Annotated in this window: 23 protein-coding genes and 2 pseudogenes; 13 read left to right on the top strand and 12 right to left on the bottom strand. The window is 72.7% G+C overall.

Annotated elements, in window-relative coordinates; all coding sequences use genetic code 11:
* Window positions 1-69: 69 nt before the first annotated feature.
* A complete protein-coding gene (locus ASC60_RS04725; protein ID WP_234356779.1) occupies window positions 70-396 on the top strand; it encodes a hypothetical protein in 327 nt (108 codons plus the stop codon).
* A 422-nt stretch (window positions 397-818) separates the two neighbouring features.
* Entirely contained in the window at window positions 819-2,105 is a 1,287-nt protein-coding gene (locus tag ASC60_RS04720; protein WP_199830859.1) for a phosphatase PAP2 family protein, read from the top strand.
* A 5-nt stretch (window positions 2,106-2,110) separates the two neighbouring features.
* Here ASC60_RS04720 and ASC60_RS04715 read toward each other — a convergent pair whose 3' ends face one another.
* Complete coding sequence (locus ASC60_RS04715) at window positions 2,111-2,737, bottom strand: hypothetical protein (protein ID WP_055546865.1); 627 nt, start codon at window positions 2,735-2,737, stop codon at window positions 2,111-2,113.
* A gap of 11 nt (window positions 2,738-2,748) precedes the next feature.
* Here ASC60_RS04715 and ASC60_RS42625 point away from each other — a divergent pair.
* Window positions 2,749-3,247, top strand: a pseudogene (locus ASC60_RS42625) (DUF5753 domain-containing protein); the annotation flags it as partial.
* Complete coding sequence (locus ASC60_RS43965; RefSeq protein WP_079038151.1) at window positions 3,244-3,642, top strand: DUF397 domain-containing protein; 399 nt, start codon at window positions 3,244-3,246, stop codon at window positions 3,640-3,642. The pseudogene ASC60_RS42625 and the gene ASC60_RS43965, both read left to right, overlap by 4 nt.
* On the opposite strand, the gene ASC60_RS04705 is transcribed toward ASC60_RS43965, so the two are convergent.
* Both ASC60_RS04705 and ASC60_RS04700 read right to left on the bottom strand, forming a co-directional pair.
* Window positions 3,540-4,190, bottom strand: coding sequence for a GNAT family N-acetyltransferase (locus ASC60_RS04705; RefSeq protein ID WP_055546861.1), 651 nt, complete (start codon window positions 4,188-4,190; stop codon window positions 3,540-3,542). The genes ASC60_RS43965 and ASC60_RS04705 overlap by 103 nt on opposite strands.
* Before the next feature lie 58 nt (window positions 4,191-4,248).
* Window positions 4,249-4,767 carry an IS5 family transposase gene (locus ASC60_RS04700; protein WP_370592875.1) on the bottom strand — a complete coding sequence of 173 codons (519 nt, stop codon included), beginning with the start codon at window positions 4,765-4,767 and terminating at the stop codon, window positions 4,249-4,251.
* Here ASC60_RS04700 and ASC60_RS04695 point away from each other — a divergent pair.
* Window positions 4,723-5,172: pseudogene (locus ASC60_RS04695) on the top strand (tetratricopeptide repeat protein); the annotation flags it as partial. The gene ASC60_RS04700 and the pseudogene ASC60_RS04695 overlap by 45 nt on opposite strands.
* Before the next feature lie 113 nt (window positions 5,173-5,285).
* Window positions 5,286-5,921, top strand: coding sequence for a class I SAM-dependent methyltransferase (locus ASC60_RS04690; RefSeq protein ID WP_055546858.1), 636 nt, complete (start codon window positions 5,286-5,288; stop codon window positions 5,919-5,921).
* A gap of 13 nt (window positions 5,922-5,934) precedes the next feature.
* Here the strand turns inward: ASC60_RS04690 and ASC60_RS04685 are convergent, their stop codons facing one another.
* Window positions 5,935-6,819: an alpha/beta fold hydrolase gene (locus tag ASC60_RS04685; protein ID WP_055546856.1), complete on the bottom strand. Its 885-nt coding sequence runs from the start codon at window positions 6,817-6,819 to the stop codon at window positions 5,935-5,937.
* Between the two features lie 119 nt (window positions 6,820-6,938).
* Between ASC60_RS04685 and ASC60_RS04680 the strand changes: the two genes are divergently transcribed.
* Window positions 6,939-9,002, top strand: coding sequence for an AfsR/SARP family transcriptional regulator (locus tag ASC60_RS04680; RefSeq protein ID WP_055546854.1), 2,064 nt, complete (start codon window positions 6,939-6,941; stop codon window positions 9,000-9,002).
* A 56-nt stretch (window positions 9,003-9,058) separates the two neighbouring features.
* On the opposite strand, the gene ASC60_RS04675 is transcribed toward ASC60_RS04680, so the two are convergent.
* Window positions 9,059-9,877: a HipA family kinase gene (locus ASC60_RS04675; protein ID WP_234356778.1), complete on the bottom strand. Its 819-nt coding sequence runs from the start codon at window positions 9,875-9,877 to the stop codon at window positions 9,059-9,061.
* Between the two features lie 74 nt (window positions 9,878-9,951).
* A complete protein-coding gene (locus ASC60_RS04670) occupies window positions 9,952-11,361 on the bottom strand; it encodes an amidase (protein ID WP_055546850.1) in 1,410 nt (469 codons plus the stop codon).
* 193 nt (window positions 11,362-11,554) lie between these two features.
* Between ASC60_RS04670 and ASC60_RS40575 the strand changes: the two genes are divergently transcribed.
* Window positions 11,555-11,692 carry an SCO1431 family membrane protein gene (locus ASC60_RS40575; RefSeq protein WP_107096980.1) on the top strand — a complete coding sequence of 46 codons (138 nt, stop codon included), beginning with the start codon at window positions 11,555-11,557 and terminating at the stop codon, window positions 11,690-11,692.
* Between the two features lie 52 nt (window positions 11,693-11,744).
* Window positions 11,745-12,467: a B3/4 domain-containing protein gene (locus tag ASC60_RS04665; protein WP_055547271.1), complete on the top strand. Its 723-nt coding sequence runs from the start codon at window positions 11,745-11,747 to the stop codon at window positions 12,465-12,467.
* Between the two features lie 4 nt (window positions 12,468-12,471).
* Here the strand turns inward: ASC60_RS04665 and ASC60_RS04660 are convergent, their stop codons facing one another.
* Both ASC60_RS04660 and ASC60_RS04655 read right to left on the bottom strand, forming a co-directional pair.
* Window positions 12,472-12,684, bottom strand: a complete 213-nt coding sequence (locus tag ASC60_RS04660) for a hypothetical protein (RefSeq protein WP_055546847.1) — start codon at window positions 12,682-12,684, stop codon at window positions 12,472-12,474.
* Between the two features lie 48 nt (window positions 12,685-12,732).
* A complete protein-coding gene (locus tag ASC60_RS04655) occupies window positions 12,733-14,316 on the bottom strand; it encodes a methylmalonyl-CoA mutase (protein WP_055546844.1) in 1,584 nt (527 codons plus the stop codon).
* Between the two features lie 134 nt (window positions 14,317-14,450).
* Between ASC60_RS04655 and ASC60_RS04650 the strand changes: the two genes are divergently transcribed.
* Complete coding sequence (locus tag ASC60_RS04650; protein ID WP_079038150.1) at window positions 14,451-15,359, top strand: L,D-transpeptidase family protein; 909 nt, start codon at window positions 14,451-14,453, stop codon at window positions 15,357-15,359.
* Between the two features lie 182 nt (window positions 15,360-15,541).
* Here ASC60_RS04650 and ASC60_RS04645 read toward each other — a convergent pair whose 3' ends face one another.
* The 4 genes from ASC60_RS04645 to ASC60_RS04630 all read right to left on the bottom strand — a co-directional run bounded on the left by ASC60_RS04645 (window position 15,542) and on the right by ASC60_RS04630 (window position 20,485).
* On the bottom strand, window positions 15,542-16,741 hold the full coding sequence (locus ASC60_RS04645; protein WP_055546840.1) for a hypothetical protein: 1,200 nt from the start codon (window positions 16,739-16,741) through the stop codon (window positions 15,542-15,544).
* Window positions 16,741-17,385, bottom strand: coding sequence for an RNA polymerase sigma factor (locus ASC60_RS04640; RefSeq protein ID WP_055546838.1), 645 nt, complete (start codon window positions 17,383-17,385; stop codon window positions 16,741-16,743). Before ASC60_RS04640 ends, ASC60_RS04645 begins: the two co-directional genes overlap by 1 nt.
* 54 nt (window positions 17,386-17,439) lie before the next feature.
* Entirely contained in the window at window positions 17,440-18,477 is a 1,038-nt protein-coding gene (locus tag ASC60_RS04635) for a DUF4328 domain-containing protein (protein ID WP_055546836.1), read from the bottom strand.
* Window positions 18,478-18,823: 346 nt separating this feature from the next.
* Entirely contained in the window at window positions 18,824-20,485 is a 1,662-nt protein-coding gene (locus ASC60_RS04630) for a family 20 glycosylhydrolase (RefSeq protein ID WP_055546834.1), read from the bottom strand.
* Between the two features lie 206 nt (window positions 20,486-20,691).
* Here ASC60_RS04630 and ASC60_RS04625 point away from each other — a divergent pair, with 206 nt between their 5' ends.
* The 3 genes from ASC60_RS04625 to ASC60_RS04615 all read left to right on the top strand — a co-directional run bounded on the left by ASC60_RS04625 (window position 20,692) and on the right by ASC60_RS04615 (window position 22,314).
* Window positions 20,692-21,300 (top strand): 2-oxo-4-hydroxy-4-carboxy-5-ureidoimidazoline decarboxylase, encoded by a 609-nt coding sequence (locus ASC60_RS04625; RefSeq protein ID WP_107096979.1) that lies wholly within the window; start codon window positions 20,692-20,694, stop codon window positions 21,298-21,300.
* Window positions 21,301-21,457: 157 nt separating this feature from the next.
* A complete protein-coding gene (gene sdhC, locus ASC60_RS04620) occupies window positions 21,458-21,838 on the top strand; it encodes a succinate dehydrogenase, cytochrome b556 subunit (RefSeq protein WP_079038149.1) in 381 nt (126 codons plus the stop codon).
* Window positions 21,839-21,843: 5 nt separating this feature from the next.
* Window positions 21,844-22,314, top strand: coding sequence for a succinate dehydrogenase hydrophobic membrane anchor subunit (locus ASC60_RS04615; protein WP_055546828.1), 471 nt, complete (start codon window positions 21,844-21,846; stop codon window positions 22,312-22,314).
* Window positions 22,315-22,338: the final 24 nt, after the last annotated feature.

Raw genomic sequence — 22,338 nt, 5'->3', positions numbered from 1 at the left:
GGGGAATCGATGCGCACTCTCATCACGGCTGGCGGCATGCTCGCAGCCGCCGGTCTCACTCTCGGCCTGATGTCCGCACCGGCATTCGCGGCGTCCGACTCGGCAGCACAGGGAAAGCCGCCGAAGTCGGGCAGGGACAGCATTCAGTGCAATGAGAACAAGTCGCGGGTCAACTTCTCATGGAAGACCGGCTACTCAAGCACCAAGATCTACTACAACAACCACTGCCTGGGCGGCACGAAGATCAAGGCGGCCTTCAAGTCCTGGAACGACGGGTCGACGCCGTTCTACAAGTGCGTGACCTTCGAGGGAATGACCCAGGGCACGTACAAGTTCGCGCACATCAACGAGATCATGGACGTCAACAAGGACACCAAGAAGTGTAAGCAGAACTAGACGTCCACGAAGCTCCTGGGGTTTGGCCCCACCGCACAAGCGGTGGGGCCAGCCCCTTTTTGTCGTGGCGGGACATCCTTGAGGGACATCCTTGAGACATCCCCTCACCTCAAGCCCGTCTCGGGGCGCGCGGCTTGGGAGTCGCGGGTTCGCGGCCCGCGCGGGCCGCGGAAACGCCGGGCGCGGGAGCGTCCCCGCCTTCGCGTCACCTGGGACAGCGGACCCCACCCGCACCACTCCGATAGCATGGCCAACTCACGACGAGCGCCCCGATCACCCGCCCTGCCCCGAAAAACCCTGCTATCCGGCGCGAAGAGTGACCTATTTGACTTACACCTAACAAAGCGGCTGACCAATTGATACCTATAGCATCGCGGGTGTTTTCGCGAATAAGCAGTCGACCACGGACGGTATTGTGGGCCGTGGCAGGGGTGGCGACCCTCGGATTCCTCGTCGCGCTGGAGGTCGCCGCGCGCCGCTACGGCCTGCCGGGGCCGATCACCACCCAGGCACAAGAGGTGCTCATCGCCCCGAAGTCGGGGTTCCTGTTGTACGCCGGTATGGCGTTGATGATGGTGGTGCTCACCTGGCGGGAACGGTTCATCGCGCTCGGTGCCGCGATCGGCATCGACGTCGTCTTCTTTCTGGTGCGATGGGCGGCCGACATCAAGGTGACCGACGGGCACCCCTTCGGCAACGGCGCGCTGTGGGTGATTCTGGGATATGCGGTCATCGCCGTCGCGCGCCGCACCGGCCGGGAACGCGCCCTGCTGCTGAAGGGCGTGGGGCTGGGCCTGCTGCTGGTGGCCGGGCGTAAAACCGGCGATACGTGGCTGCTCATCACGGCGAAAACCCGCCCGGCGGTACTCGACACATATCTGGCGACCGCCGACCACGCACTGGGCAACCCGTCATGGGTGGCAGGCCGGATTGTCGCGGCCACCGGCCCGATCGGCTCCCATGTGCTCGACTACGTCTACATTCAGCTTCCCCTGGCCGCGGTCGTCATCTCGCTGTACCAAATGCGCAAGGTGGCGGCCGAGCGCGGCTTCCCGGCCCACCATCTGGTGCGGACCTTTCTGGTCATCGGCCTCCTCGGGCCCGCCATTTACATGATTTTCCCGGTGGTCGGGCCGGTCTTCGCCTATGGCGGCGGCGCCTTCGGTACCGGCGGTGAGCACTGGGCGATAGCCAGCCTGTGGCCGCACACTCCGCCGCCGATCAGCCCCCCGCATCCGGTGTCCTACGACACGCTCACCCCCCGCAACTGCATGCCCAGCCTGCACACCGCGTGGGCCACCGCCATCTTCATCCACTCGCGCAAGGGCCCGCGCGCCCTCCGATTCGCGGGCACGTTCTGGCTGGTCGCCACGCTCAGCGCGACGCTGGGATTCGGCTACCACTACGGCGTGGATCTCATCGCCGGTGTGGTGTTCGCGCTCACGATCGAGGCAGCGCTGCGTTCGCTCGCACGCGGCTGGGACCGCTCAGGAACGCAGCTGGTCGCCCACGGCACGGCGGTCTTCGCCGCACTCCTGGTGGCCTATCGCTATCTGCCGCTGGACATGGCCAAGCACCCGTGGCTGTTCGGCCCCCTTCTCCTTCTGGCGATGGGCTCGGTGATCCACGGCTACATACGGACCACCACATCATGGGAGCTGATAGCCGCGCCCGCGCTGCAACCGGAACCACAGCCCCGGGTCGCCTGACCGCCTCACGCTGCCGCCGCCTGGCGGCAGTCGCGGCACAGGCCGGGCGCGGGGGCCCGGAAGGCGCGGTCGCAGCCGTCGCACTCCTGCAGCGGGACGACCACCGGCCGGGGGTCGGGCGCCGGGCCCGCCGCCGTGCCCGCCGCGAGAGGAGCCGGGAGGGGCGGCGGCAGGAGCGTGCTGAGGCGGTGGGCCAGCAGGACGGTGGGATGGCGCAGGTCGGGCGGCAGGTTCGCGGTGAGGGTGCGGCGTACGGCCTCGGGGGCCGCACCGCGCTCCAGCCAGACGGCCACGGCCGGGGCGAGGCGGCGTACATCCCGCTCGGGCAGGAGTAACCGGTCGTCGTCGCGTCGGAGGGTGGCGAGGAGGGCCGTCGCGCCGGGGTGAGGCGCGGGAGTCTCGGGCCGAGGAAGGGGCGGCGGCAGGGCGGAGCGCTCCGGTGCGCCACTGGTCGCCGGGGCCGGGGGCGCGGGTTGCGGCTCCCGTACGGGCCGTACGGGGCATGGCTCGTGCGTACGGCCCGTACGGCGGGCGCGCGTGGCCTCGGGGTGGTTGTACGAGACCGTACGGGTGACCATCCGGCCGCCCGGGGTGCGCTCCCGTACGCGCTCGACGTACCCGTACGCCTCCAACTCCCGCAGCGTACTCGCACGCCGTGTTCAGCGGCCGACGTCCCGCGTTCACCGAGGAAGAAGTGGAACGGCGGATGGCCGGACGCATGGCTCGCCAAGAACTCCTCCGTGCCACGACGGCACGGCCGCTCTTCAACTTTGTGCAGTGCGAGTCGACGCTGCGCCTCGGTATCGGGGGCAGAATGGTCCTGCGGAGGCAGCTCGAACACCTCTTGGAGGTCGGGCCAGTTGCGCAATGTGGACCTCCAGGTTCTGCCTCAGAGCCGTGAGGTGAACTCCGGTCTCGGCGGTCCGTTCCGGCTGCTGAAGCTCAACGACGGCACCACGGTCGGGCACGTCGAAGTACAGCTCTTCAGCCGCGTGATCGTCGCCCCCAAAGAGGTCCAGATCCTTGAAATGCGCTATGGGATCATCCGGGCGCAGGCCCTCACGCCTCAAGAGTCACTGGCCTTCATCGAAAGACATGACCCACGGACGACGGCCCCGACTGCGTCGAGGTCGCCTGGATGAAGAGCAGCCACAGCACCGACGACGGCCCCTCATGCGTCGAGGTCGCCTGGACCAAGAGCAGCCACAGCACAGCCGACGGCCCCGACTGCGTTGAGGTCACCGCCACACCCACCGGCACCATCCACATCCGCGACTCCAAGAACCCCGACACTTCTCGATGCCGTGGTGTCCTTCTCCTGCCGCTGGAAGACGGGCCGCACCTCCTGGTGCCAGCCGCTGGACGTGGCGGCCTCTCCTCGGCCCCGCCGACGACGTCATGGAGGTCACCGTTGCCCAGGTCGGCGCCGTGCGCTCAAGCTTGTTGGCGGCCCACTCCCACGGCAATCATGCCGTGCTCCGGGTGGTTCGCTAGGTCCGGCAACGGCATGCCCTTGCCGGGGTCGGCAACGCCGTAGAGACCACTGGGATAACGATTCTCCAGGATCGGCAACCGGTCATGGGAAACGTCCAGATGGTCGGCGTACCGTCTCATTGCATCGCTTACCCCCCGGCGCTTCAGAGGCCATAGCGGATCGTGCGCCGACGGGCGCAGGTCCGGCAGCGACACCTCGAAATGGTGAGCCATGAGGCGGCAGACGGCCGGATTACGGGTCACCGAGGTGACTATGTCCGCCCGCGTGACGTCCAGAAAGCCGGCGAAGGCACGCATACCCAGCCCCATGCCCTGGTAGGCGGTTCGGGTGGCACGGCCTTCGATCGCCCAGTGCCCCTCAGGGCCCGGCAGCCGGTCATACAAGCAGAAACCGGCCAGGACACCATCCACACGAATGACCTGTCCGACCGCTGCCTTGGCGAAACGTGTCGCCACCTGGTCCGCCATCACCTCGTACCGCTGGCCGAACGCGTCCGCACCGATCCAGGTCAGCTCCGGCGCATTCTTCCGGTGGAAGTCCTCAGGGTCGTCTATCCATTGGATGGACGCGCAACGGGATGTGGCCGTCATGTCGTGCTCCTGGGGTGCTCGAGGTTCTTGATTCTAGGGCGTGTATCGAATGTGCTGATCACAGCCACTCGTTGATGGCCGCAACGAGGACGGTCGCCTCGTAGCGGACCGCGAGCTTGTCGTATCTCGTGGCGACGGCGCGGTGCCTTTTGAGGCGATTGATGCCGCACTCGACCGCGTGCCGAGCCTTGTAGTCCTCGGCGTCGAACTTGGGCGGCCGGCCGCCCCGCGAGCTGAGCTTCTTGCGGTTACGAGCCTGGTCGGCCTTGTCCGGGATGGTGCAGCGGATGCCGCGACGTCGCAGGTAGGCACGGTTCTTGCGAGACGCATACGCCTTATCGGCGCGGACCCGGTCGGGCCGGGTGCGCGGACGCCCCGAACCCTGGCGGGCAACGCGGACCTTGTTCAGGACGGGCTCGAACTGCGGGGAGTCGCCACGCTGCCCAGCCGTGATCACTATGGACATGGGCCGCTGGCCCTGTTCGACGGCCAGATGGAGCTTGGTGGTCAGGCCGCCGCGCGAGCGTCCGACTACCGCACCACCCTCGCCCGCGCGGCAGCGGCCGACAATGATCACACCACCTCCGCGCAGACCGCCATCGAGCAGGCGCCGTCCCGGCCGGGCCGGTCCTGGGCGAGCCACTACAGCCACGGCCGGTGGGCCCATGAGTCCGGCATGATCCACGCCAAACTCGGCGACCTCGCCGCCGCCGAAGAACACCTCCACCTCGCCCTCGACATCCACGGCCTCGACCGCAAGCGCACCCGGGCGATCGTGCTCGCCGACCTCGGACGCGTCCAGCTCAAACGCGGCAACAGCGAGACGGCTCTGGCCACCTGGAGGGAGTTCCTCGACTGCGCCGACGGCGTTCAGTCCGTACGGATCAACGACGGCCTGACCAACATCGCCGCCCGCGTCACCTCCATGCCCGACAGTCCGGCAGCCACCGAACTCGGCGAGCGCATCGCCGCCCGGGCGTGAGGCGCGCGACGCGCTGCCCGCCTGAGTCATTGGCCGAATCTTCGGCGACAACGGCGCGGGGGTCACGGGCGCGGGGCCGCGAACGGGCGCGGGTGCTAGCTTGCCTGCCCGTGATGGAGCGCCAGGAGCACCAGGACGAGACCAGGGCGGCCTACGACGGGGTCGTCGAACTGTACGCGTCGCTGTTCGCCGATCGGCTGGAGACGCATCCGTTCTCGCGGAACATGATCGGCACCTTCGCCGAGCTGGTGCGCGGGACGGGGAACCCTCGGGCCGCCGATGTGGGGTGTGGGCCTGGGCATCTGACGGCCATGCTGCACGAACTGGGGCTGGACGCCTTCGGGCTCGACCTCTCCCCGGCGATGATCGACCACGCCCGGCGGGCTCATCCGGCGCTGCGCTTCGACGAGGCGCGGATGGAGGCCCTGCCGGTCGAGGACGGCGCCCTCGGCGGCGTGCTGGCCCACTACTCGATGATCCATACGCCGCCCGGGGAATTGCCCGCGCTGCTCGCCGAGCAGGTACGTGTCCTGGCGCCGGGGGGCCTGCTCCTGGTCTCGTTCTTCGGGACCGACGGGCCGGAGCCGGTCCGTTTCGACCACAAGGTGACGCCCGCCTACAGCTGGCCGGCGGACCGGTTCGCCGAGTTGCTGACCGGGGCCGGGCTCGTCCCGTTCGCCCGGCTGCTCCACGATCCGGCCTCCGAGCGGGGCTTCCTCGACGCCCACGTGCTGGCCCGCCGCCCCTGAAGCGTGCGTCCCGTCAGGGACGTCGGGCGAGGAGCGCGCGGAGGGCCTTCGTGACGTCGGCGGGCGCCTCCTCGGCCATGAAGTGGCCGTACGAGACGGTCCTGTGGTTCAGGTCCGGCGCCCAGGCACGCCACAGCGCCTCCGCGTCGAAGCCGAGCGCGGCGCCCCAGTCCTGCTGGAGGACGGTGACCGGCATCCGCAGCCGGTGGCCCGCGTCGCGGTCGGCCTGGTCGTGGGCGACGTCGACACCGGCGGAGGCCCGGTAGTCGGCGACGATCGAGGGGACGGCGGCGCGGCAGGCGTCCAGGTACGCGGTGCGGACGGCGGCGGGGATCGCGGCCGGGTCCGTGCCCCAGAGGTCGAGGAAGTGGCCGAAGAAGTCGTCCGGGGCGGCGGCGATCAACCGCTCGGGCAGGCCCGGGGGCTGCGCCATCAGATAGAGGTGGAAGCCGACGGCCGCGGTGGTGCCGTGCATCGCCTGCCACATGTCGAGTGTGGGCAGCACATCGAGGGCGGCGAGGTGGGTGACGGTGTCCGGGTGGTCGAGCCCGGCGCGGAAGGCGACCAGGGCACCGCGGTCGTGCCCGGCCAGGGCGAACCGGTCGTGGCCGAGAGCGCGGGCCACGGCCACGATGTCGGCGGCCATGGTGCGCTTGGCGTATGTGGTGGGGTCGGCCTCGGCCGGTTTGTCGCTCGCGCCGTAGCCGCGCAGGTCGGGGCAGATGACGGTGTGATCGGCGGCCAGGTCGGCGGCGACGTGCCGCCACATCAGGTGGGTCTGGGGGAAGCCGTGCAGCAGGACGATCGGGCTGCCGGTGCCGCCGACGGCCACGTGGAGGGCGGTGCCGTCGTCGGCGACGGGGACGCGGTGGTGGGCGAAGCCGGGGATCTCTGGCATGGGGTGCCGCTCTCATTCGGTGATCCGTCCGCCGGGTGTTCCGGCGGACAGGTCGAGGCTGCCGCGTCCCAATCAGCAGCCGATCAGCGCGTGTCCTACGGCCCCGCTACGGTGGCCTGGTGGCGTGGGAACGGGTCGCGTTCGGGGTGCTCGGGCCGGTGGTGGCCGAGGGCGACGGTGTCGCGCTCGCGTTGAAGGGGCCCCGGCACCGGGCGGTGCTGGCGCGGCTGATCGTGGCCCGCCGCCGGGTCGTACCGGTGGCGCGGCTCGTCGAGGACCTGTGGGACGTGCCCCCGGCGGGAGCCGTCGGCGCCGTACAGACCTTCGTCGGCGCCCTGCGCCGCGCCCTGGAACCGGACCGTCCGCCGCGCGCCCGGTCCCGGCTGCTGGTGACCGAGGGGCCCGGATACGCGCTGCGGGCGGCGCCCGACGCCGTGGACGCGTGGCGCTTCGAGACGGCCGTCGGCGCGGCCGCGACCCTGCCGCCCGCGGCGGCGCTGCGACGGCTCGGGGACGCGCTGGAGCTGTGGCGCGGTCCGGCGTACGCCGAGTTCGAGGGGGAGGCGTGGGCCCGTGGCGAGCGCACCCGCCTGGCCGAGCTGCGGCTCCGGGCCGTCGAGCGGCGCGCCGAGGCCCTGCTCGCGCTGGGCCGCGCCGCCGAGGCGGTGCCCGACCTCGACGCCCATGTGGCCGATCATCCCTGGCGCGAGGACGCCTGGCGTCTGCTGGCCCTCGCGCTGTACCGCTCGGGCCGCCAGGGGGACGCGCTGGCCGTCCTGCGCCGGGCCCGCACCACGCTGGTCGGCCAGCTGGGCCTGGACCCCGGCCCCCGCCTCCGCCGCCTCCAGGCGGACATCCTCGCCCAGGACCCAGGACTGGAGGCGGGAGCCGGGCCGGTGGAGGCGGGAGCCGGGCCGGTGGAGGCGGAACCCGGGCCGGTGGAGGAGGCCGGACGGTCCGCGGCGGCCGGCGCCGCTCGCGTGTGGTCGGAGGCGGCCGCGGACTACGACCGTACGGTCGGCGGCGCGGCGCGGGCCCGGCTGGAGGCCACGGTGGGGCTGATCCGGAACCTCGCGGTGACCGGGGGCGGCGGCCTGGAGGCGGCCCGGCAGCACCGGTCGGCGGCCATCGCCGCCGCCGAGGAGTGCGGCGATCCGGAGCTGACGGCGCGGGTGATCGGCGCCTACGACGTCCCCGCGATCTGGCCCCGGGGCGACGATCCGGAGCTGGCGGGACGGATCGTCGCCGCGGCCGAACGCACCCTGGCCGCGCTGCCCCCGGAGCGCGGCGCGGCGCGCTGCCGTCTGCTGGCCACGATCGCGCTGGAGATGCGCGGCACCCGCTCCCCGCGCGGGCCCGAGGCGGCGCGCGAGGCCGAGGAGATCGCCCGGCGGCTGGACGATCCGGCGCTGCTGGTCTTCGCGCTGAACGGCGCGTTCATGCAGTCCTGCGCCCGGGCCGGGCTCGCGCCGCGGCGGGACGCGATCGGCGCGGAGCTGATCGCGGTGGCCGCCCGGCACGGGCTGGTGACGTACGAGGTGCTGGGCCATCTGGTCCGGCTCCAGGCGCGCGGCGCGCTCGGCGACTTCCCGGCCGCGGACGGGCACGCCGCCGCCGCGGACCGGCTGGCCGCGCGCCATGAGCTGCCGCTGGTGGGCGTGTTCACCGAGTGGTACGGGGCGCTGCGGCTCGCCGCCGCCGGGCGCGCGGCGCGGGCCGAGGCCGCGTACCGGGCGGCGGCCGGGCGGCTGGAGGGGGCCGGGATGCCGGGCGTGGAGCGGGGGCTGCTGCCGCTGGCGCTGCTGTGCCTGCGGCTGTCGTGCGGGGAGTCCGCGCGGGAGGCGGCCCGGGGCGTCGATCCGGGCGCGGACTGGGGCCCGTACCGCCCCTGGGCCGAGCCGTTCGCGCTGCTCGGCGGGGGTGACGCCGCGGGGGCACGCGCGGCGCTGCGCGCCCTGCCGGAGCCGCCGGCGGATCTGCTGTACGAGGCGCTGTGCTGCCTGGAGGCGGCGGCCGCCGCCGACCTCGGCGACCGGGACGTCCTGGAGCGGGCCCGCGCCCGTCTGCTCCCGGCGGCGGGCCAGCTCGCGGGCGCGGGCAGCGGGCTGCTCACGGCCGGTCCGGTGGACGGCTGGCTGGCCGCGATCGCGGCGGCATCGGGCGCGGCACGGCCGGCGGGATGAGGGCGCGGGCGGCGGGGTGAGGGCACGGCCGGCGGGGTGAGGGCGCGGGCGGGCCGTCAGCCGCGTACGGCGGAATCGCCGCCCGGGAGCCATACGGCGGAGCGGCGGGCGCGGGTGGCCAGGTGGGTGACGTAGGCCTCGCGGAGGTCGGCGGGGGACGGGAAGCCCGGCTCGCCGGTCAGCCAGGCGTCGGGGACCGCGGCCACGATCTCGCGGAGCAGCCGTGGCGTGACCCGGGGGGCGAGTTCGGCGTCGGCCTCCGGGAGGGCGGGGGCGCCGCGTACGAGGACGTGGCCGCGGAGGTCGTACGGCCTGGCCACCGCGGCCGCCGCGGTCTGCCAGCGGTGGTGGAAGACGAGCGAGGCGCCGTGGTCGATGAGCCACAGCCGGGGCGGCTGGTGGCCGGAGGTGGGCCAGGTCATGAGGTTGGTGCTGTGCGGTGTGCGGTCCACGTTGGCGGTGAGCGCGTCCAGCCACAGGATCCGGGCGCACTCCAGCGGGCCGGGGTCGGGCGCGTCCGGGGCGTGGGGGGTGAAGTCGGCGGCGCCCGGCAGGTAGTCCATGCCGAGGTTGAGGCCCGCGCTGGCGCGCAGCAGGTCCTGGATCTCCTGGTGCGGCTCCTGCGCCGCGACCGCGGGATCGAAGTGGACGAGGACCAGTTCCGGTACGCGCAGGCCCAGCCGCCGGGCCAGCTCGCCCACGATGACCTCGGCGACGAGCGCCTTGCGCCCCTGCGCCGAGCCCGTGAACTTGACGACGTACGTGCCCAGGTCGTCGGCCTCCACCACGCCGGGCACGGAGCCGCCGGTGCGCAGCGGGGTGACGTACCGGACGGCCGTCACCTCGCGCAGCGCGTGCGCTGCCGCCCCGTCCACGCCGCCCACCATCCGCCCCCCTCCGAAACTGAACCGCACTGCAAAGATACAGTGCGTTTCGGTTTTAGGGGGGCTTACGACGAGAAGGCCAAGGGCCAGCGCTCGTACCACCGCTGATCGGCCTCCAGCTGCGCGGCCAGGGAGATCAGCCGCGGCTCGCTGCAGGCCGGGCCCAGGAGCTGGGCGCCCAGGGGGAGGGTGGCGGCGGGGTCGGCGAAGCCCGCCGGGACGTTGACGGCGGGCCAGCCCAGCACGTTCCAGGGCCAGGCGTACGGGCAGGCCGCGATCATGGCCCGGTCGGTGTGCCAGCCGGACAGCCGGGCCATGGCGCCGATCGGCAGGGGCGGGGTGGCGGTCGTCGGGGAGAGCACGACGTCGTACCGCCGGAAGATGGCCCCGACCCGGCGCCGCAGCGGTTCCTCGGCGGCGCGGGCCAGCCGCAGGGTGCCGCGCAGGAGTCGGCCGTTGCGGGCGGCGGCGCGGGTGCGCACGTCCAGCAGCAGCGGATCGGGGACGCGGCCCGCCCATTCGCACAGGCCCCCCGTGGCGCGGGGCAGGAAGGAGAGCCCGACGGCGCCGTAGCGCGGCTCGGCCTCCTCGACCTCGTGACCGAGGGCGGCGAGCCGTTCGGCGAGGGCGGTCACGGCGGCGCGGACGGCCGGGTCCAGGCTTTTCGGCGTGCCCGTGAAGGCGGGCTTGAACGACAGGGCGATCCGCATCCGCCCCGGGTCGCGGCCCGGGGCGGCCAGCACGTCGACCGGATCCGGGCAGTGCAGGTCGCCGTCGCGGTTGCCGCTGGCCGCGTGCAGCAGCAGGGCGGCGTCGGCGACGGTGCGGGCGAGGGGGCCGTTGCAGGTGATGCCGTGGAACGACTCGGCGTCCGGCCAGGTGGAGATCCGGCCCCGCTGCGGCTTGATGCCGACGAGATGGGTCCAGGCCGCCGGGATACGGACCGACCCCGCGCCGTCCGAGCCGAGCGCGGCGGGGACCAGCCCGGCGGCGACGGCGGCCGCGGCGCCGCCGGAGGACCCGCCGGGGGTGTGGGCGAGGCTCCAGGGGTTACGGGTGTCGCCGAACGCGGGACCCTCGGTGAACGGCCACTGGCCCAGCTCGGGCGTGTTCGTCTTGCCGACGATCACGGCCCCGGCCGCCCGCAGCCGCCGCACCGCCTCGCCGTCCTCCGTCTTGGCCGGAAAGTCGCCGCAGCAGCCGAAGGCGGTCGGCTCGCCCGCCACGTCCGTGTCGTCCTTGACCGCGACGGGCACCCCGAGGAGCGGCAGCCGCTCGCCGTCCGCCAGCCGCCGGTCGGCGTCGGCGGCCTCGCGCAGCGCGGCCTCGGCCCGCACGCGCCGGAAGGCGTTGAGGGTGGCCTGGGTCCCGGCGATGCGCCGCAGCGCCTGCTCGACCAGCGCCTGCGAGGTCACCTCACCATCGGCCAGCGCCCTGACCTGCTGGCCCAGCCCCTTGGGAATGACGCTGGTCAACGATGGACCTCCTCGCTCGCACTCGCCCGGACTCGCTCGAACACCTGGGTGAGTTAGCCCACTCCCTCTTTACCCGGAGAGGAGAACCCGCGCACCCTGGGCAACAGCGGCTGCCCGTTTCCTCACCATCATCACCATCCTCCCGAGCATCTCCAAGCAGCCTGATCCTCTCCGAACAGCAAGGACGACCCGCATGACCGACATCGCCGTCCGCCGCGCCCGCACCGGCGGCCCCTCCGGCTCCGGCCACGACAAGCTGATGGAGCACGCCATCGGGTGGGCCCTCGCCATCGCCATGGCGATGTTCGCCGTACAGCTCGGCCTGTTCTAGCCAGCCACCCAGTACAAAGAGCTGCACCAGCACGTATGCCATAGTGGACCGCATGACGACGTCCACCGCATCCCACTGGCTCGCATCCGCCACCATCGACCCCGCCGTACACGCTCTGCGCCCCGACTACCGCGCGCTGCTCATCACCGCCGACGGCCTGCGCCCCGGCCCCAGCGACGAGCTGAGCGAGAAGTGGCTGTCCGCCGCCGAGACGGAGGCCCGGGAGCGGTTCGGGGACGGGCCGGTGCAGGAGCATCCGCATCTGGCCGCCTGGCACGAGGCGTTCCGCGCCTTCGGGGCGAAGCCCAAGCGCACCCGGCCCAGCGCGGAGGCGCTGCTGCGCCGGCTGGACGCCGGACTGCCCCGGGTGGACCGGCTCACCGACCTCTACAACGCGATCTCGGTCGGCCATGTGGTCCCGCTGGGCGGCGAGGACCTCGACCACTACACCGGCGCGGCCCGGCTGGTGCGCGCCACGGGGGACGAGGTGTTCGAGACGACGGCGAGCGGCGAGCCCGCCGTGGAGCACCCCGCGCCGGGTGAGGTCGTGTGGCGGGACGACGCGGGCGTCACCTGCCGCCGCTGGAACTGGCGGCAGTGCACCCGCACCCGGCTCACCCACACCACCACCCGGGCCATGTTCGTGCTGGACGCGCTCGGGCCGATGGACGACGCCGCGCTGACGGCGGCCGGCGACCGGCTCGGCGAGGCGCTGGCGGAGTCCAGCCCCGGGGCCGAGATCGCCTTCCGGCTGGTGAGCCGACCCGCGCCGTGAGCGCTCAGAACAGCGGCTGCTGTCCCGGCGTCGGCGGCTCGTCCCCGCCGAACAGCTTCGGCGGCGTGGTCAGCAGCGGCGCGATCCGCCGCGAGCCCGGGCACGAGACCAGCTCGTAGTCGGAGCGGCGGCCCGGCGGGTCGTGGCGGGCGAAGCGCCCGCCGACCACCGCGATCTCACGGGTGCAGACCGGACAGGTGCGGCGGGGAGCAGACATGACCCCAGTGTCGCTCACCCGCCCGGCGCCACGACCACTCCGAACGCCTCAGCGCGCGTCAGCCGGGACGTACGTGCCCCACACCTCCCGCAGCACGTCGCACACTTCGCCGAGCGTGGCCCGCGCCGCGAGCGCGTCCTTCATCGGGTAGAGCACATTGGCCGTCCCCGGCTCGCTCTCCGCCGCCTTCTTCAGCGCCGACAGCGCCGCCCCCACGCCCGCCCGGTCCCGGCCGGCGCGCAGCCGGGCGAGCCGGTCGCGCTGGCGCTCCTCGATGGCCGGGTCCACGCGCAGCGGTTCGTCACGCTCCTCCGCGTCGATCCGGAACCGGTTCACACCGACCACCACCCGCTCCCCCGCCTCCTGTTCGCGGGCGACGCGGTACGCGTTGCGCTCGATCTCGTCCTTCTGGAAGCCCCGTTCGATGGCGGCCACGGCGCCGCCCAGGTCCTCGACCCGGCGCATCAGGTCCACCGCCGCCTCCTCGACCGCGTCGGTCAGCGCCTCCACCGCGTACGAGCCCGCGAACGGGTCGACGGTCGCCGTCACATCCGTCTCGTACGCCAGCACCTGCTGGGTGCGCAGCGCGAGCCGGGCCGAGGTGGCGGTGGGCAGGGCGATGGCCTCGTCGAAGGCGTTGGTGTGCAGCGACTGGGTGCCGCCGAGCACCGCCGCCAGCCCCTGGACGGCGACCCGGACCAGGTTCACCTCGGGCTGCTGGGCGGTGAGTTGGACACCCGCGGTCTGGGTGTGGAAGCGCAGCATCTGCGACTTCGGATCGCGTGCCCCGAACTCCTCGCGCATCACCCTCGCCCAGATCCGGCGCGCGGCGCGGAACTTGGCGACCTCTTCGAGGAGCGTCGTACGGGAGACGAAGAAGAAGGACAGGCGCGGCGCGAAATCGTCCACGCCCATGCCCGCCGCGAGGGCCGTACGGACGTACGCGATGCCGTCCGCGAGCGTGAAGGCGACCTCCTGCGCGGGCGAGGCACCGGCCTCGGCCATGTGATAGCCGGAGATCGAGATCGTGTTCCACCTGGGCAGCTCGGCCCGGCAGTACTGGAAGATGTCCGCGGTGAGCCGCAGCGACGGCGCTGGCGGGAAGATGTACGTGCCGCGCGCGATGTACTCCTTGAGGACGTCGTTCTGGATGGTGCCGGTGAGCCGGTCCCCCGGCACCCCCTGCTCCTCGGCGACGAGTTGGTACAGGAGCAGCAGCAGCGCGGCGGGCGCGTTGATCGTCATCGACGTCGAGACCTGGTCGAGCGGGATGCCGTCGAACAGGACGCGCATGTCCTCGACCGAGTCGATGGCGACGCCCACCTTGCCGACCTCGCCGTGCGCGAGCGCCGCGTCGGAGTCGTAGCCCATCTGGGTGGGCAGGTCGAACGCGACCGACAGCCCGGTGGTGCCGTGCTCGATCAGCTGCCGGTAGCGGGCGTTGGACTCGGCGGCGGTGCCGAACCCGGCGTACTGACGCATCGTCCACGGGCGGCCGGTGTACATCGACGGATAGACGCCACGGGTGAAGGGGTACGCGCCGGGCTCGCCCACGCGACCCCGTTCGCCATGGTCACGACCGGGCCCGTACACCGGCTCGATCGGGAATCCCGACTCCGACTCGCGCACCATGCATCCCTGCCTTCTGGTGGCTTATACCTGCCCTTGTGCCCATTCAGGGCCTTCTTCACAGCATGCGCCGATGTTCACCGCACGGCAGCCCCGGGCAACATTCCGGGCGACGAACCGGCGAAGAGGGGGGATGTATGCACGGAAGATCGGTCGTCCGCACCGCGCTCGCCACGGCCGCCGCGGCGGCCCTCGTGGCGGGCTGCCGGGGCGAGGCGGTGACCCTGAACGGACAGCGACATACCGGAGCGGAGCCGCGGGCGGGCGCGAGCGCGGCGAGCGCGGCACCCCGCGCCCCGGCCGCCGCGCCGCGCCCGCACCGCACGTTCACCCACACCCCGCGGGCCACGCCGCACCGGGCCGCCCCGCCGCGCACCCGGGTGGCGGCGAAGCCGCGCACCGCCCCGCGGGTGGCCCCGCCCGTCGTCGCCTTCGGCACCAGCGGCGAGCGGGTGCGCGAACTCCAGGCGCGGCTGCGCCGGCTCGGGCACTTCGACCGCAACCCGACCGGCTACTTCGGCACGGTGACCCGCGCGTCGGTCGCCTCGTACCAGCGCGCCCGCGGCCTGGCGGCCACCGGCTCGGTGGACAGCCGCACCTGGGCCTCGCTGCGGTCCCGCACCACCGCACCCACCCGCGACGAGCTGTACCCGCCGACCACCAACCCCCTGGCCAAGCCGGACTCGCGGTGCCTGACCGGGCGGGTGCTGTGCATCAGCAAGGGCAGCCGGACGCTGGCGTGGATGATCAACGGCCGGGTCGTGTCGGCCATGGACGTGCGGTTCGGCTCGCAGTACACGCCGACCCGGGAGGGGCTGTTCCAGGTCAATTTCAAGAGCCGGGACCACGTCTCGACGATCTACCACACCCCGATGCCGTACGCGATGTTCTTCAGCGGCGGCCAGGCCGTGCACTACTCGGCCGACTTCGCCGCCCGGGGCTACAGCGGGGCGTCGCACGGATGTGTGAACGTCCGCGACAAGAAGAAGATCGCCGCGGTCTTCGGTCAGGTGAAGGCGGGCGACAAGGTCGTCGTCTACAAGTAGGCGCCGCTGTACGCGGCGAAGAAAGTGGCGCGGGCAGAGCCGGGGGAACGTGCTCTGCCCGCGCCGATGCGCGGAGCCGTCGGTACGGGGGGAACCTCGGCTCTCGCGCGGCCGATGACCAGTCGGCCCGTTTCTTACTGCGTCCCCCCTGGAAAAAACGTCACACCTGGATCCGGGACCCCTCAGGGAGCTTCGGATTTCGCGGGTTCCGCGGAGTCGGACTGCTGCGCGGAGGGGGCGCCGGACGGGCTGTCGGAGGCGCTGTCGGACGTACTGCCGGACCGGGCGCCGGACAGGGGCTGCGACGAGGTGCCGGATGTGGTGGACTCCGGGCTCGGCGTACCGCCCTCGTCTCCGGAGGGCCTGTCGGAGGGCGGTGGGGGCGCGGGGTGGGAGGACCCGTCCTCGCCGCTCCCGGAATCGTCCGTGCCGTTGGTGCGGCCGCGCGGAACGGTGCCGGCGCCGACGAGCCGCACGCAGTAGTCATGGATGCCGGAGCGGCTGCCCGCCGCCCGTGTGAGCTTGTTCAGCGCGTTCTTGCCGACGGCCGGTCCAGTACCGGCCTCCGCCGCGAGGTAGCGGCGACAGGCGCCCCGGGCCCGCTGACCATTGCCCTTGCCCTGGCCGGTGCCGGTCTTCCAGGCCCCGGGGACGCCCTTCTCCCCCTTGCCCTGGTCGCCGCGCCCGTCGCGCTTGCCGTGTTTGCCGTGTTTGCCGCGCTTGTCCTTGCCGTGGCCCTCGTCGCCGCCCGGTACGCCCCGGCCCTGGGGGCCCTCCGAGGTACCGCCGCCGGTGCCGTCGGGCGACGTGGACGAACCGCCGCCCCCGGAGATCTCCGGCCGCGCCGACTCCCCGCCGCCGGGGCCGGTGTCCGACACGCTCGCGCCGGGGCCCGGGGTGCCGTCGCCGTGCCCGAACGGCAGCACACCGGCCGCCGCCGCGACCGCGAAGCCGCTGAGCGTGCAGGCCGCCACCGCGGCCACCATGCCCGCGCGCAGCGGACGGCGCATCCCGCGCCATCCGGTCCGCCGCCCGGCGGGGGCAGCGGCGGGCTCGCCCGATCGCGCTATGCGCGTCAACTCGGCGCCGACCTGGTCTTCCGCCGACATCGGAACCACCGTCGGCTTGGCCCGCGCGGCGCGGAACGCGGCCACCGCCGCCTCCTCGCCGGGGAGCGGGGCCGTGCCGCCCGGGGCGGCGCCGTCCGGGCGGCGGGCCAGCTGGGCCACGGCGCCGAGCACGGCCGCCAGCCGTTCCGCTTCGGCGTGCGGCCGATCGCTCCGGTCGTCGGGGGTACCGTGCCGCCCCTCGACCGGTTCACCGCGAAGCAGCCGCTCCGCGGCCTTGTCATCCAGCCAGCTGTAGCGGTGGTCGTCGGCCATCACATGTCTTTCTGCGTTGGCGCGCCTGATTCCGTCACACCCGCGGACCTGGCCACCCCCGTCTCGCGCTGCCCGGGTATCCCGTCGAGCACGGGCGTGTCACCGAGCAGATCGCCCAGCCGCCGCAGACCGCGGTGGGCGGCGGTCCGTACCGCGCCCGGGCGCTTGCCGAGCACCGCGGCCGCGCTCTTGGCGTCCAGGCCGAGGACCACGCGCAGCACCACCGCCTCCGCCTGGTCCTGCGGGAGCTGGGCGATGAGGTTGAGCGCGCGGCCGGTACCGAGGGCCTCCAGGGCCTCTCCGGCGGTGTCGGCCTCGGACGCCCGGGTCTCCAGCTCCGTCTCGTCACCGCCGATGACCGGGCGCCGGCCGCGCATCCGTATGTGGTCGAGGGCGCGGTTGCGGGCGATGCGGGCGGCCCAGCCGCGGAACCGGTCGGCGTCCCCGTCGAACCGTCCGAGGTCGCGGGCTATCTGCAGCCACGCCTCGGAGGTGATGTCCTCCGCGTCGGCGTCACCGACCAGGGTGCGCACGTATCCGAGCAGGCGGGGGTGGACGCACCGGTACACGGTCCGGAAGGCGGTCTCGTCCCCACCTTGTGCCGCACACACGGCGGCGGTGAGTTCCGCGTCGTCCCCCTGCACGCTCTCTTCCTGCCCCACTCGGAGATCTGAGGTCCGCGATGGCGTCGCGGTGGGCTAGCCCTGGCCGTAGGGAGGGTACGTCCCGGGCGGGTTCTGCGGCATGGCCGGGGGCGTCTGCGGGGCGCCGCCGTACGGGGACCCGCCGTACGGGGACGGGCCGGGCGCACCGTACGGCGACGGGCCGCCCGGGGTGCCGGGCGCGCCGCCCATCGGGCCACCGCCCATCGGCCCCATCGGTGCCATCTGCGGCGGCAGCGCGGCGCGCTGCTCCTGCATGGCGGTGATCTGGCGGACCAGCAGCAGGGCGAGGATCGCGGCGGCGATGGTGATCAGCATCGCGAAGATGCTGATGCCGAGGGCCGACTTCATGTCCCCGATCACATCGCGCACCTCGCCGAGGCCGCCGATGTCGCCGTGCTCCATCTGCGTCAGCCTCGTGTCGGCGGCCGTGTACTGCATGCTTCCCACCAGGCCGACGCCGATCGAGACCAGCAGCGTCACCCACCAGCCGTTGAGCAGAGCACGGTTGACCCGGTGCGGCCCCTGGGGGGAGCTGGCACGCCAGATGTCGTTGGCGATCTGCTTGGGGAACCAGAGGTTCACCACCGGGGTGAACCAGGATCCGGCGGCCCAGCCGGGGCTCATCCGGTGCTGGCCGGGCGCGAACGCCTCGGCGTTCAGCCGCAGCCGCCGGAACCAGACGGCCCACACGATCGTGGCCGGGATGGTGACCAGGGCGTTGAGGACCGACATGCCCAGATAGAAGTTGTCGGCGTCGTTGGCGTCGTCGAGGGACACGTCGCTGGTGTTGTCGAGCATGTCCGAGACGACCCCGTACTGGCCCCCGCGCGCGATCGTGACCAGGATCAGCGTGGGGATCATCAGGGCGAACAGCACGGTGAGCGTGGTGGACAGCCCGCGGCGCAGGTCGACGCCGCCGGCCGGCATGCCCATCGGCGGGGCGGCGGGATAGCCCCCGGGCCCGGCGGCCGGGGCCGGATGCTGCTGCAGCTGCTGCTGATAGGTGCCGCACGCCGCGCAGCGACCGTCGGGACCGACGGCGACGGCGCGGCAGTTCCCGCACGGATACATTTCTTGATCCCCCTGGGGACGTGGTCCGATCGGAACCACGCGAGAAAATAATCTGACCGCGCCCACAGCGCGGACCTGCACGTTACGGGCATCCGACCGGTCCCGTCCAGAGTCGGCCCAGGGCATGGGCCCGACCGGCGTGCCCGTAACGGTCAGGTTTCGGGTCCACGGCGGGTGTGACGTATCCGAAGCGTGCGACGCTATAAGGAGCAAGGGCCTTCACCGGCCCACGCTGGACGGCGGTCGGGGCCTCTCCTGTGGGGGGTGGCGGCCCCGGCCGTCCCTCCGCCCCCCACCCCCTTCACCGCCGCCTTCCCGCGTGCCTTCCCGCCCGCTCCCGTGCTGCTCAGACCCCCAGCCGGTCGGCGAGCCGGGTGAAGGCGGACCAGGTCAGCGGCGGGTTTCCGGGGTCCCACAGGCGCTGGGAGAGCGCGGCGAGCGGCAGCCGGATGCCCTTGGCGACCTGCTGCTCGGTCTGGGCGCCGGGCTGATCGGACCAGACCGCGAAGCGGGCGCCGAGGACACGGCTCGGGCCGGTCAGCTTTTCGTCGGAGATGGGCTGGGTCCCGCGCAGCGTGCCGGGGGTCCATTCGTCGTAGATGCGCTTGCCGGTGGGGTAGGAGAAGCCGTTGGGCTGGCCGAGCACGTAGTAGAGGTACTCGGAGTTGAGGTTCACCACGTTCCGGCCCTCGCGCAGATACTCCACGGGCGGCCGGGCGGGCCATTTGGTGCGGCCGGTCCAGTACTCGACCTGGATGTTCTTGTCGGGGGAGATCACCCCGCCGGTGAAGAAGCCGTCGTTCCACGCCTTGGGCTCCTTGCCGAGCGAGCGGGCGACCGCCGCCCGGTCGTTCAGCCAGCCGGTGGCCAGGTCCTGGACCGTGGCCTTCGAGCCGTACTTGCGCTGCGCGGCGGCGACGAGCTGCGGGAACGAGGCCTGGGGGTCCTTGACGGTGAGCGCCAGGTACTCGTCGGCGCCCAGATGCCAGTAGCGGCCGGGGAAGAGCGGGGCGTACTCGCGCATCAGCTGGTCCACGATCCGGGCGGAAGCCGGCTTGGAGATGTCCACGTCGCCCTGGAACGAGGTGCCGCCCGCGTTGCGCAGCTGCAGCTCCGGGTGCTGCCGGATCACCGCGCCGAGGTGGCCGGGCGAGTCGATCTCGGGCACGACGGTGATGTGCAGCCGCTGTGCGAGCGCGACGATCTGCCGTACCTGGGCCTTGGTGAGGTGCCGCGCGGAGACGATCTCGGGGTGGGTATCGCTTTGGATACGAAATCCCTGGTCGTCCGAGAAGTGCAGGCCCAGCTGGTTGAGCTTGAGGTCGGCCATCTCGCGCAGCCGCGCCTCGATCCATCCGGCGGTGTAGAACTTGCGCGCGATGTCCAGGTTCAGCCCGCGCTGGGGGCGGTCGGGGCGGTCGTGGATGACGCCCTCGGGGAGCTTGCCGCCGGAAGCCAGGGCCTGCTTCACGGTGCGGGTGCCGTAGAAGACGCCCGCGGTGGACGGGCCGGTGACGCGGGCGCTGCCCTGGTGGACGGTGAGCGTGTACCCCTCGGTGCCGCCGCCCTGACCGGCCACGACGGCGAGGGCCAGGTCGCCCCGGCGCGGGGCACCGGAGGCGGTGCGCAGCCCCAGCTCCCCGGCGATCATGCGGGCCTCGTCGGCCAGCGGGCCCCGGAGGTCGGCGACCACCCGGCTGTTCCTGCCGGGCTTCCAGCCGGGGCCGGACCGCGGCGTGAACGCGCGGACGGAGGGGATCGTGCGGGGCGCGGCGGAGGGCGTCGGGGTGGTCTGGGCGGAGGTGGGCGCCGCGGTGGTGCGGGTGACCGCCGGGGAGCCGGTGGTGTGCTGCCGCGTGGGGAGGGTCGGCGCCCTCGGGGAGGCCGTGCCGTGGTGCGTGGACTGCGTCTGCTGGCAGCCGAGGCCGATCAGGACGACGGTCGCGGCGGCACCGGCGACGCCGCCGCGGAGGATGGCCGCCTTGGCGGCTCTGACGGGCAACCCCATGGCGCGCACCTCCTGGGTCGGGGCGGCACTGCTGTCTCCGTCACACTCCTGCCTGTCACGCTCCTGTCTACTTCACGCCACAAAACGACCCCCTACGAGTGAATTTACGCTCTCTCCGCCACACTGGCCTCTCCACGTCGTTACCGTGTACTGCTCGTAATCCCCAGCACACCTCCCCCACGCGCCCTGTGCGTCCCGTACGCCCCGTGTGTCCCCGCGCGCCCAAGGAGTCCACGCTGTCCAGGTCCAGCCCACGGTCCAGCCCCGGGCCCAGCCCCGGATCCAGCCCCCGGTCCGGTCCCGGACCCCGTTCCAGGCCCAGCGGCACCGACGGCCTCGACCGGCTCAACCGCATGACCGCCGGCGCCGCCGAGACGGCGCTGCTCTCCTGCTGCGGCAGCCGCCGCTGGGCCCGGCTGATCGCGGACCACCGCCCGTATCCCGATCTCGGCGCGCTGCTGGCCGCCGGGGACGAGGCGAGCTACGACCTCACCCCGGCCGATCTCGCCGAGGCGCTGGCCGACGAGTCCATGACCGGCCATCCGCTGCCCGCCGAGCCCGGCGTCGGCTCACTGGCCGCGCACACCGCGTTACGCGCCGCGCACGCCGCATACGAGCAGCGCTTCGGTCACGCCTTCGTGATCTGCCTGGACGGGCTGGCCCCCGACGAGACGCTGGACCGGCTGCTGACCGGAATCCGGGACCGGCTGGGGAACGAGCCCGAGGAGCTGCGCCGCATCGCCCGCGGGCGGCTCTCCCGGCTGGCGGCACCGGGCAGCCCCATGCCGGATATCGCCCGATTCCGCCCGGCGTGAGCTGCCCACTCGTGCTTCTTTGATCACACCTGAGCCCCCGGCGCGAACCCTCCGACAGCACGTCGCTACGATGGCCAGGGCCGGTGGACCGTACCCGGCCGGGCCCGACCGACAGTCAAGCCGGCAGGCCCCAGTCCCCGCTTCCGGAGGGTTTTCCGTGCCGGCTGGAACGCTGTACCGCGGCCGGGAAGGAATGTGGTCCTGGGTGGCTCATCGAGTCACCGGCGTCCTCATCTTCTTCTTCCTGTTCGTGCATGTCCTGGACACCTCGCTCGTCCGTGTGTCCCCCGAGGCCTACGACGACGTGGTCGCGACGTACAAGACGCCCATCGTGAACGTGATGGAGTACGGCCTGGTGGCCGCCATCCTGTTCCACGCCCTCAACGGCCTGCGCGTCATCGCCGTGGACTTCTGGTCGAAGGGCCCGAAGTACCAGCGCCAGATGCTGTGGTCCGTCGTCGGTATCTGGGTCGTGCTCATGGCCGGCGCCTTCTACCCGGTCCTGCAGCACACGCTGCGCACACTGTTCGGGAGCTGACGCACATGTCCGCCGAGACCACCAACCCGTCGACCGACGCGGTCAGCGCGTACGACGTGGACCACCCGGCCCCGGTCATCGAGCCGCCGCGGGCCCGTACCCGTAAGACGCCCAAGACGACCCGTACCAACTTCGAGATGTACGGCTGGCTCTTCATGCGCCTGTCCGGCATCGTGCTGGTCGTCCTCGTCCTGGGCCATCTGCTGATCCAGCTGGTGCTGGACGGCGGCGTCACCAAGATCGGCTTCGCCTTCGTGGCCGGCCGGTGGGCCTCGCCGTTCTGGCAGGCATGGGATCTGATCATGCTGTGGCTCGCCACGCTGCACGGCGCGAACGGCCTGCGCACGATCATCAACGACTACGCGGAGCGGGACAACACCCGCCTGTGGCTGAAGGGGCTGCTCTACACGGCGGCCGGATTCACCATCGTGCTCGGCACCCTGGTGATCTTCACCTTCGACCCGAACATCCGCTAGGCCCCGGGGCTGAGGTATCCACTC

This window comes from Streptomyces sp. NBRC 110028 (assembly GCF_001417735.1).
Lineage (GTDB): Bacteria > Actinomycetota > Actinomycetes > Streptomycetales > Streptomycetaceae > Streptomyces.
Note: the sequence above shows the minus strand (reverse complement) of the source record. Positions and strands in the feature narration are given on the sequence as shown.

Excerpts from the sequence above, each read along its gene's own strand:
- ASC60_RS04725 (WP_234356779.1), top strand. The coding sequence starts at position 70 with ATGTCCGCACCGGCATTCGCGGCGTCCGACTCGGCAGCACAGGGAAAG.
- ASC60_RS43965 (WP_079038151.1), top strand. The coding sequence starts at position 3,244 with ATGAAGAGCAGCCACAGCACCGACGACGGCCCCTCATGCGTCGAGGTC.
- ASC60_RS04705 (WP_055546861.1), bottom strand. The coding sequence starts at position 4,190 with ATGACGGCCACATCCCGTTGCGCGTCCATCCAATGGATAGACGACCCT.
- ASC60_RS04690 (WP_055546858.1), top strand. The coding sequence starts at position 5,286 with ATGGAGCGCCAGGAGCACCAGGACGAGACCAGGGCGGCCTACGACGGG.
- ASC60_RS04685 (WP_055546856.1), bottom strand. The coding sequence starts at position 6,819 with ATGCCAGAGATCCCCGGCTTCGCCCACCACCGCGTCCCCGTCGCCGAC.
- ASC60_RS40575 (WP_107096980.1), top strand. The coding sequence starts at position 11,555 with ATGACCGACATCGCCGTCCGCCGCGCCCGCACCGGCGGCCCCTCCGGC.
- ASC60_RS04665 (WP_055547271.1), top strand. The coding sequence starts at position 11,745 with ATGACGACGTCCACCGCATCCCACTGGCTCGCATCCGCCACCATCGAC.
- ASC60_RS04660 (WP_055546847.1), bottom strand. The coding sequence starts at position 12,684 with ATGTCTGCTCCCCGCCGCACCTGTCCGGTCTGCACCCGTGAGATCGCG.
- ASC60_RS04655 (WP_055546844.1), bottom strand. The coding sequence starts at position 14,316 with ATGGTGCGCGAGTCGGAGTCGGGATTCCCGATCGAGCCGGTGTACGGG.
- ASC60_RS04650 (WP_079038150.1), top strand. The coding sequence starts at position 14,451 with ATGCACGGAAGATCGGTCGTCCGCACCGCGCTCGCCACGGCCGCCGCG.
- ASC60_RS04645 (WP_055546840.1), bottom strand. The coding sequence starts at position 16,741 with ATGGCCGACGACCACCGCTACAGCTGGCTGGATGACAAGGCCGCGGAG.
- ASC60_RS04635 (WP_055546836.1), bottom strand. The coding sequence starts at position 18,477 with ATGTATCCGTGCGGGAACTGCCGCGCCGTCGCCGTCGGTCCCGACGGT.
- ASC60_RS04630 (WP_055546834.1), bottom strand. The coding sequence starts at position 20,485 with ATGGGGTTGCCCGTCAGAGCCGCCAAGGCGGCCATCCTCCGCGGCGGC.
- ASC60_RS04615 (WP_055546828.1), top strand. The coding sequence starts at position 21,844 with ATGTCCGCCGAGACCACCAACCCGTCGACCGACGCGGTCAGCGCGTAC.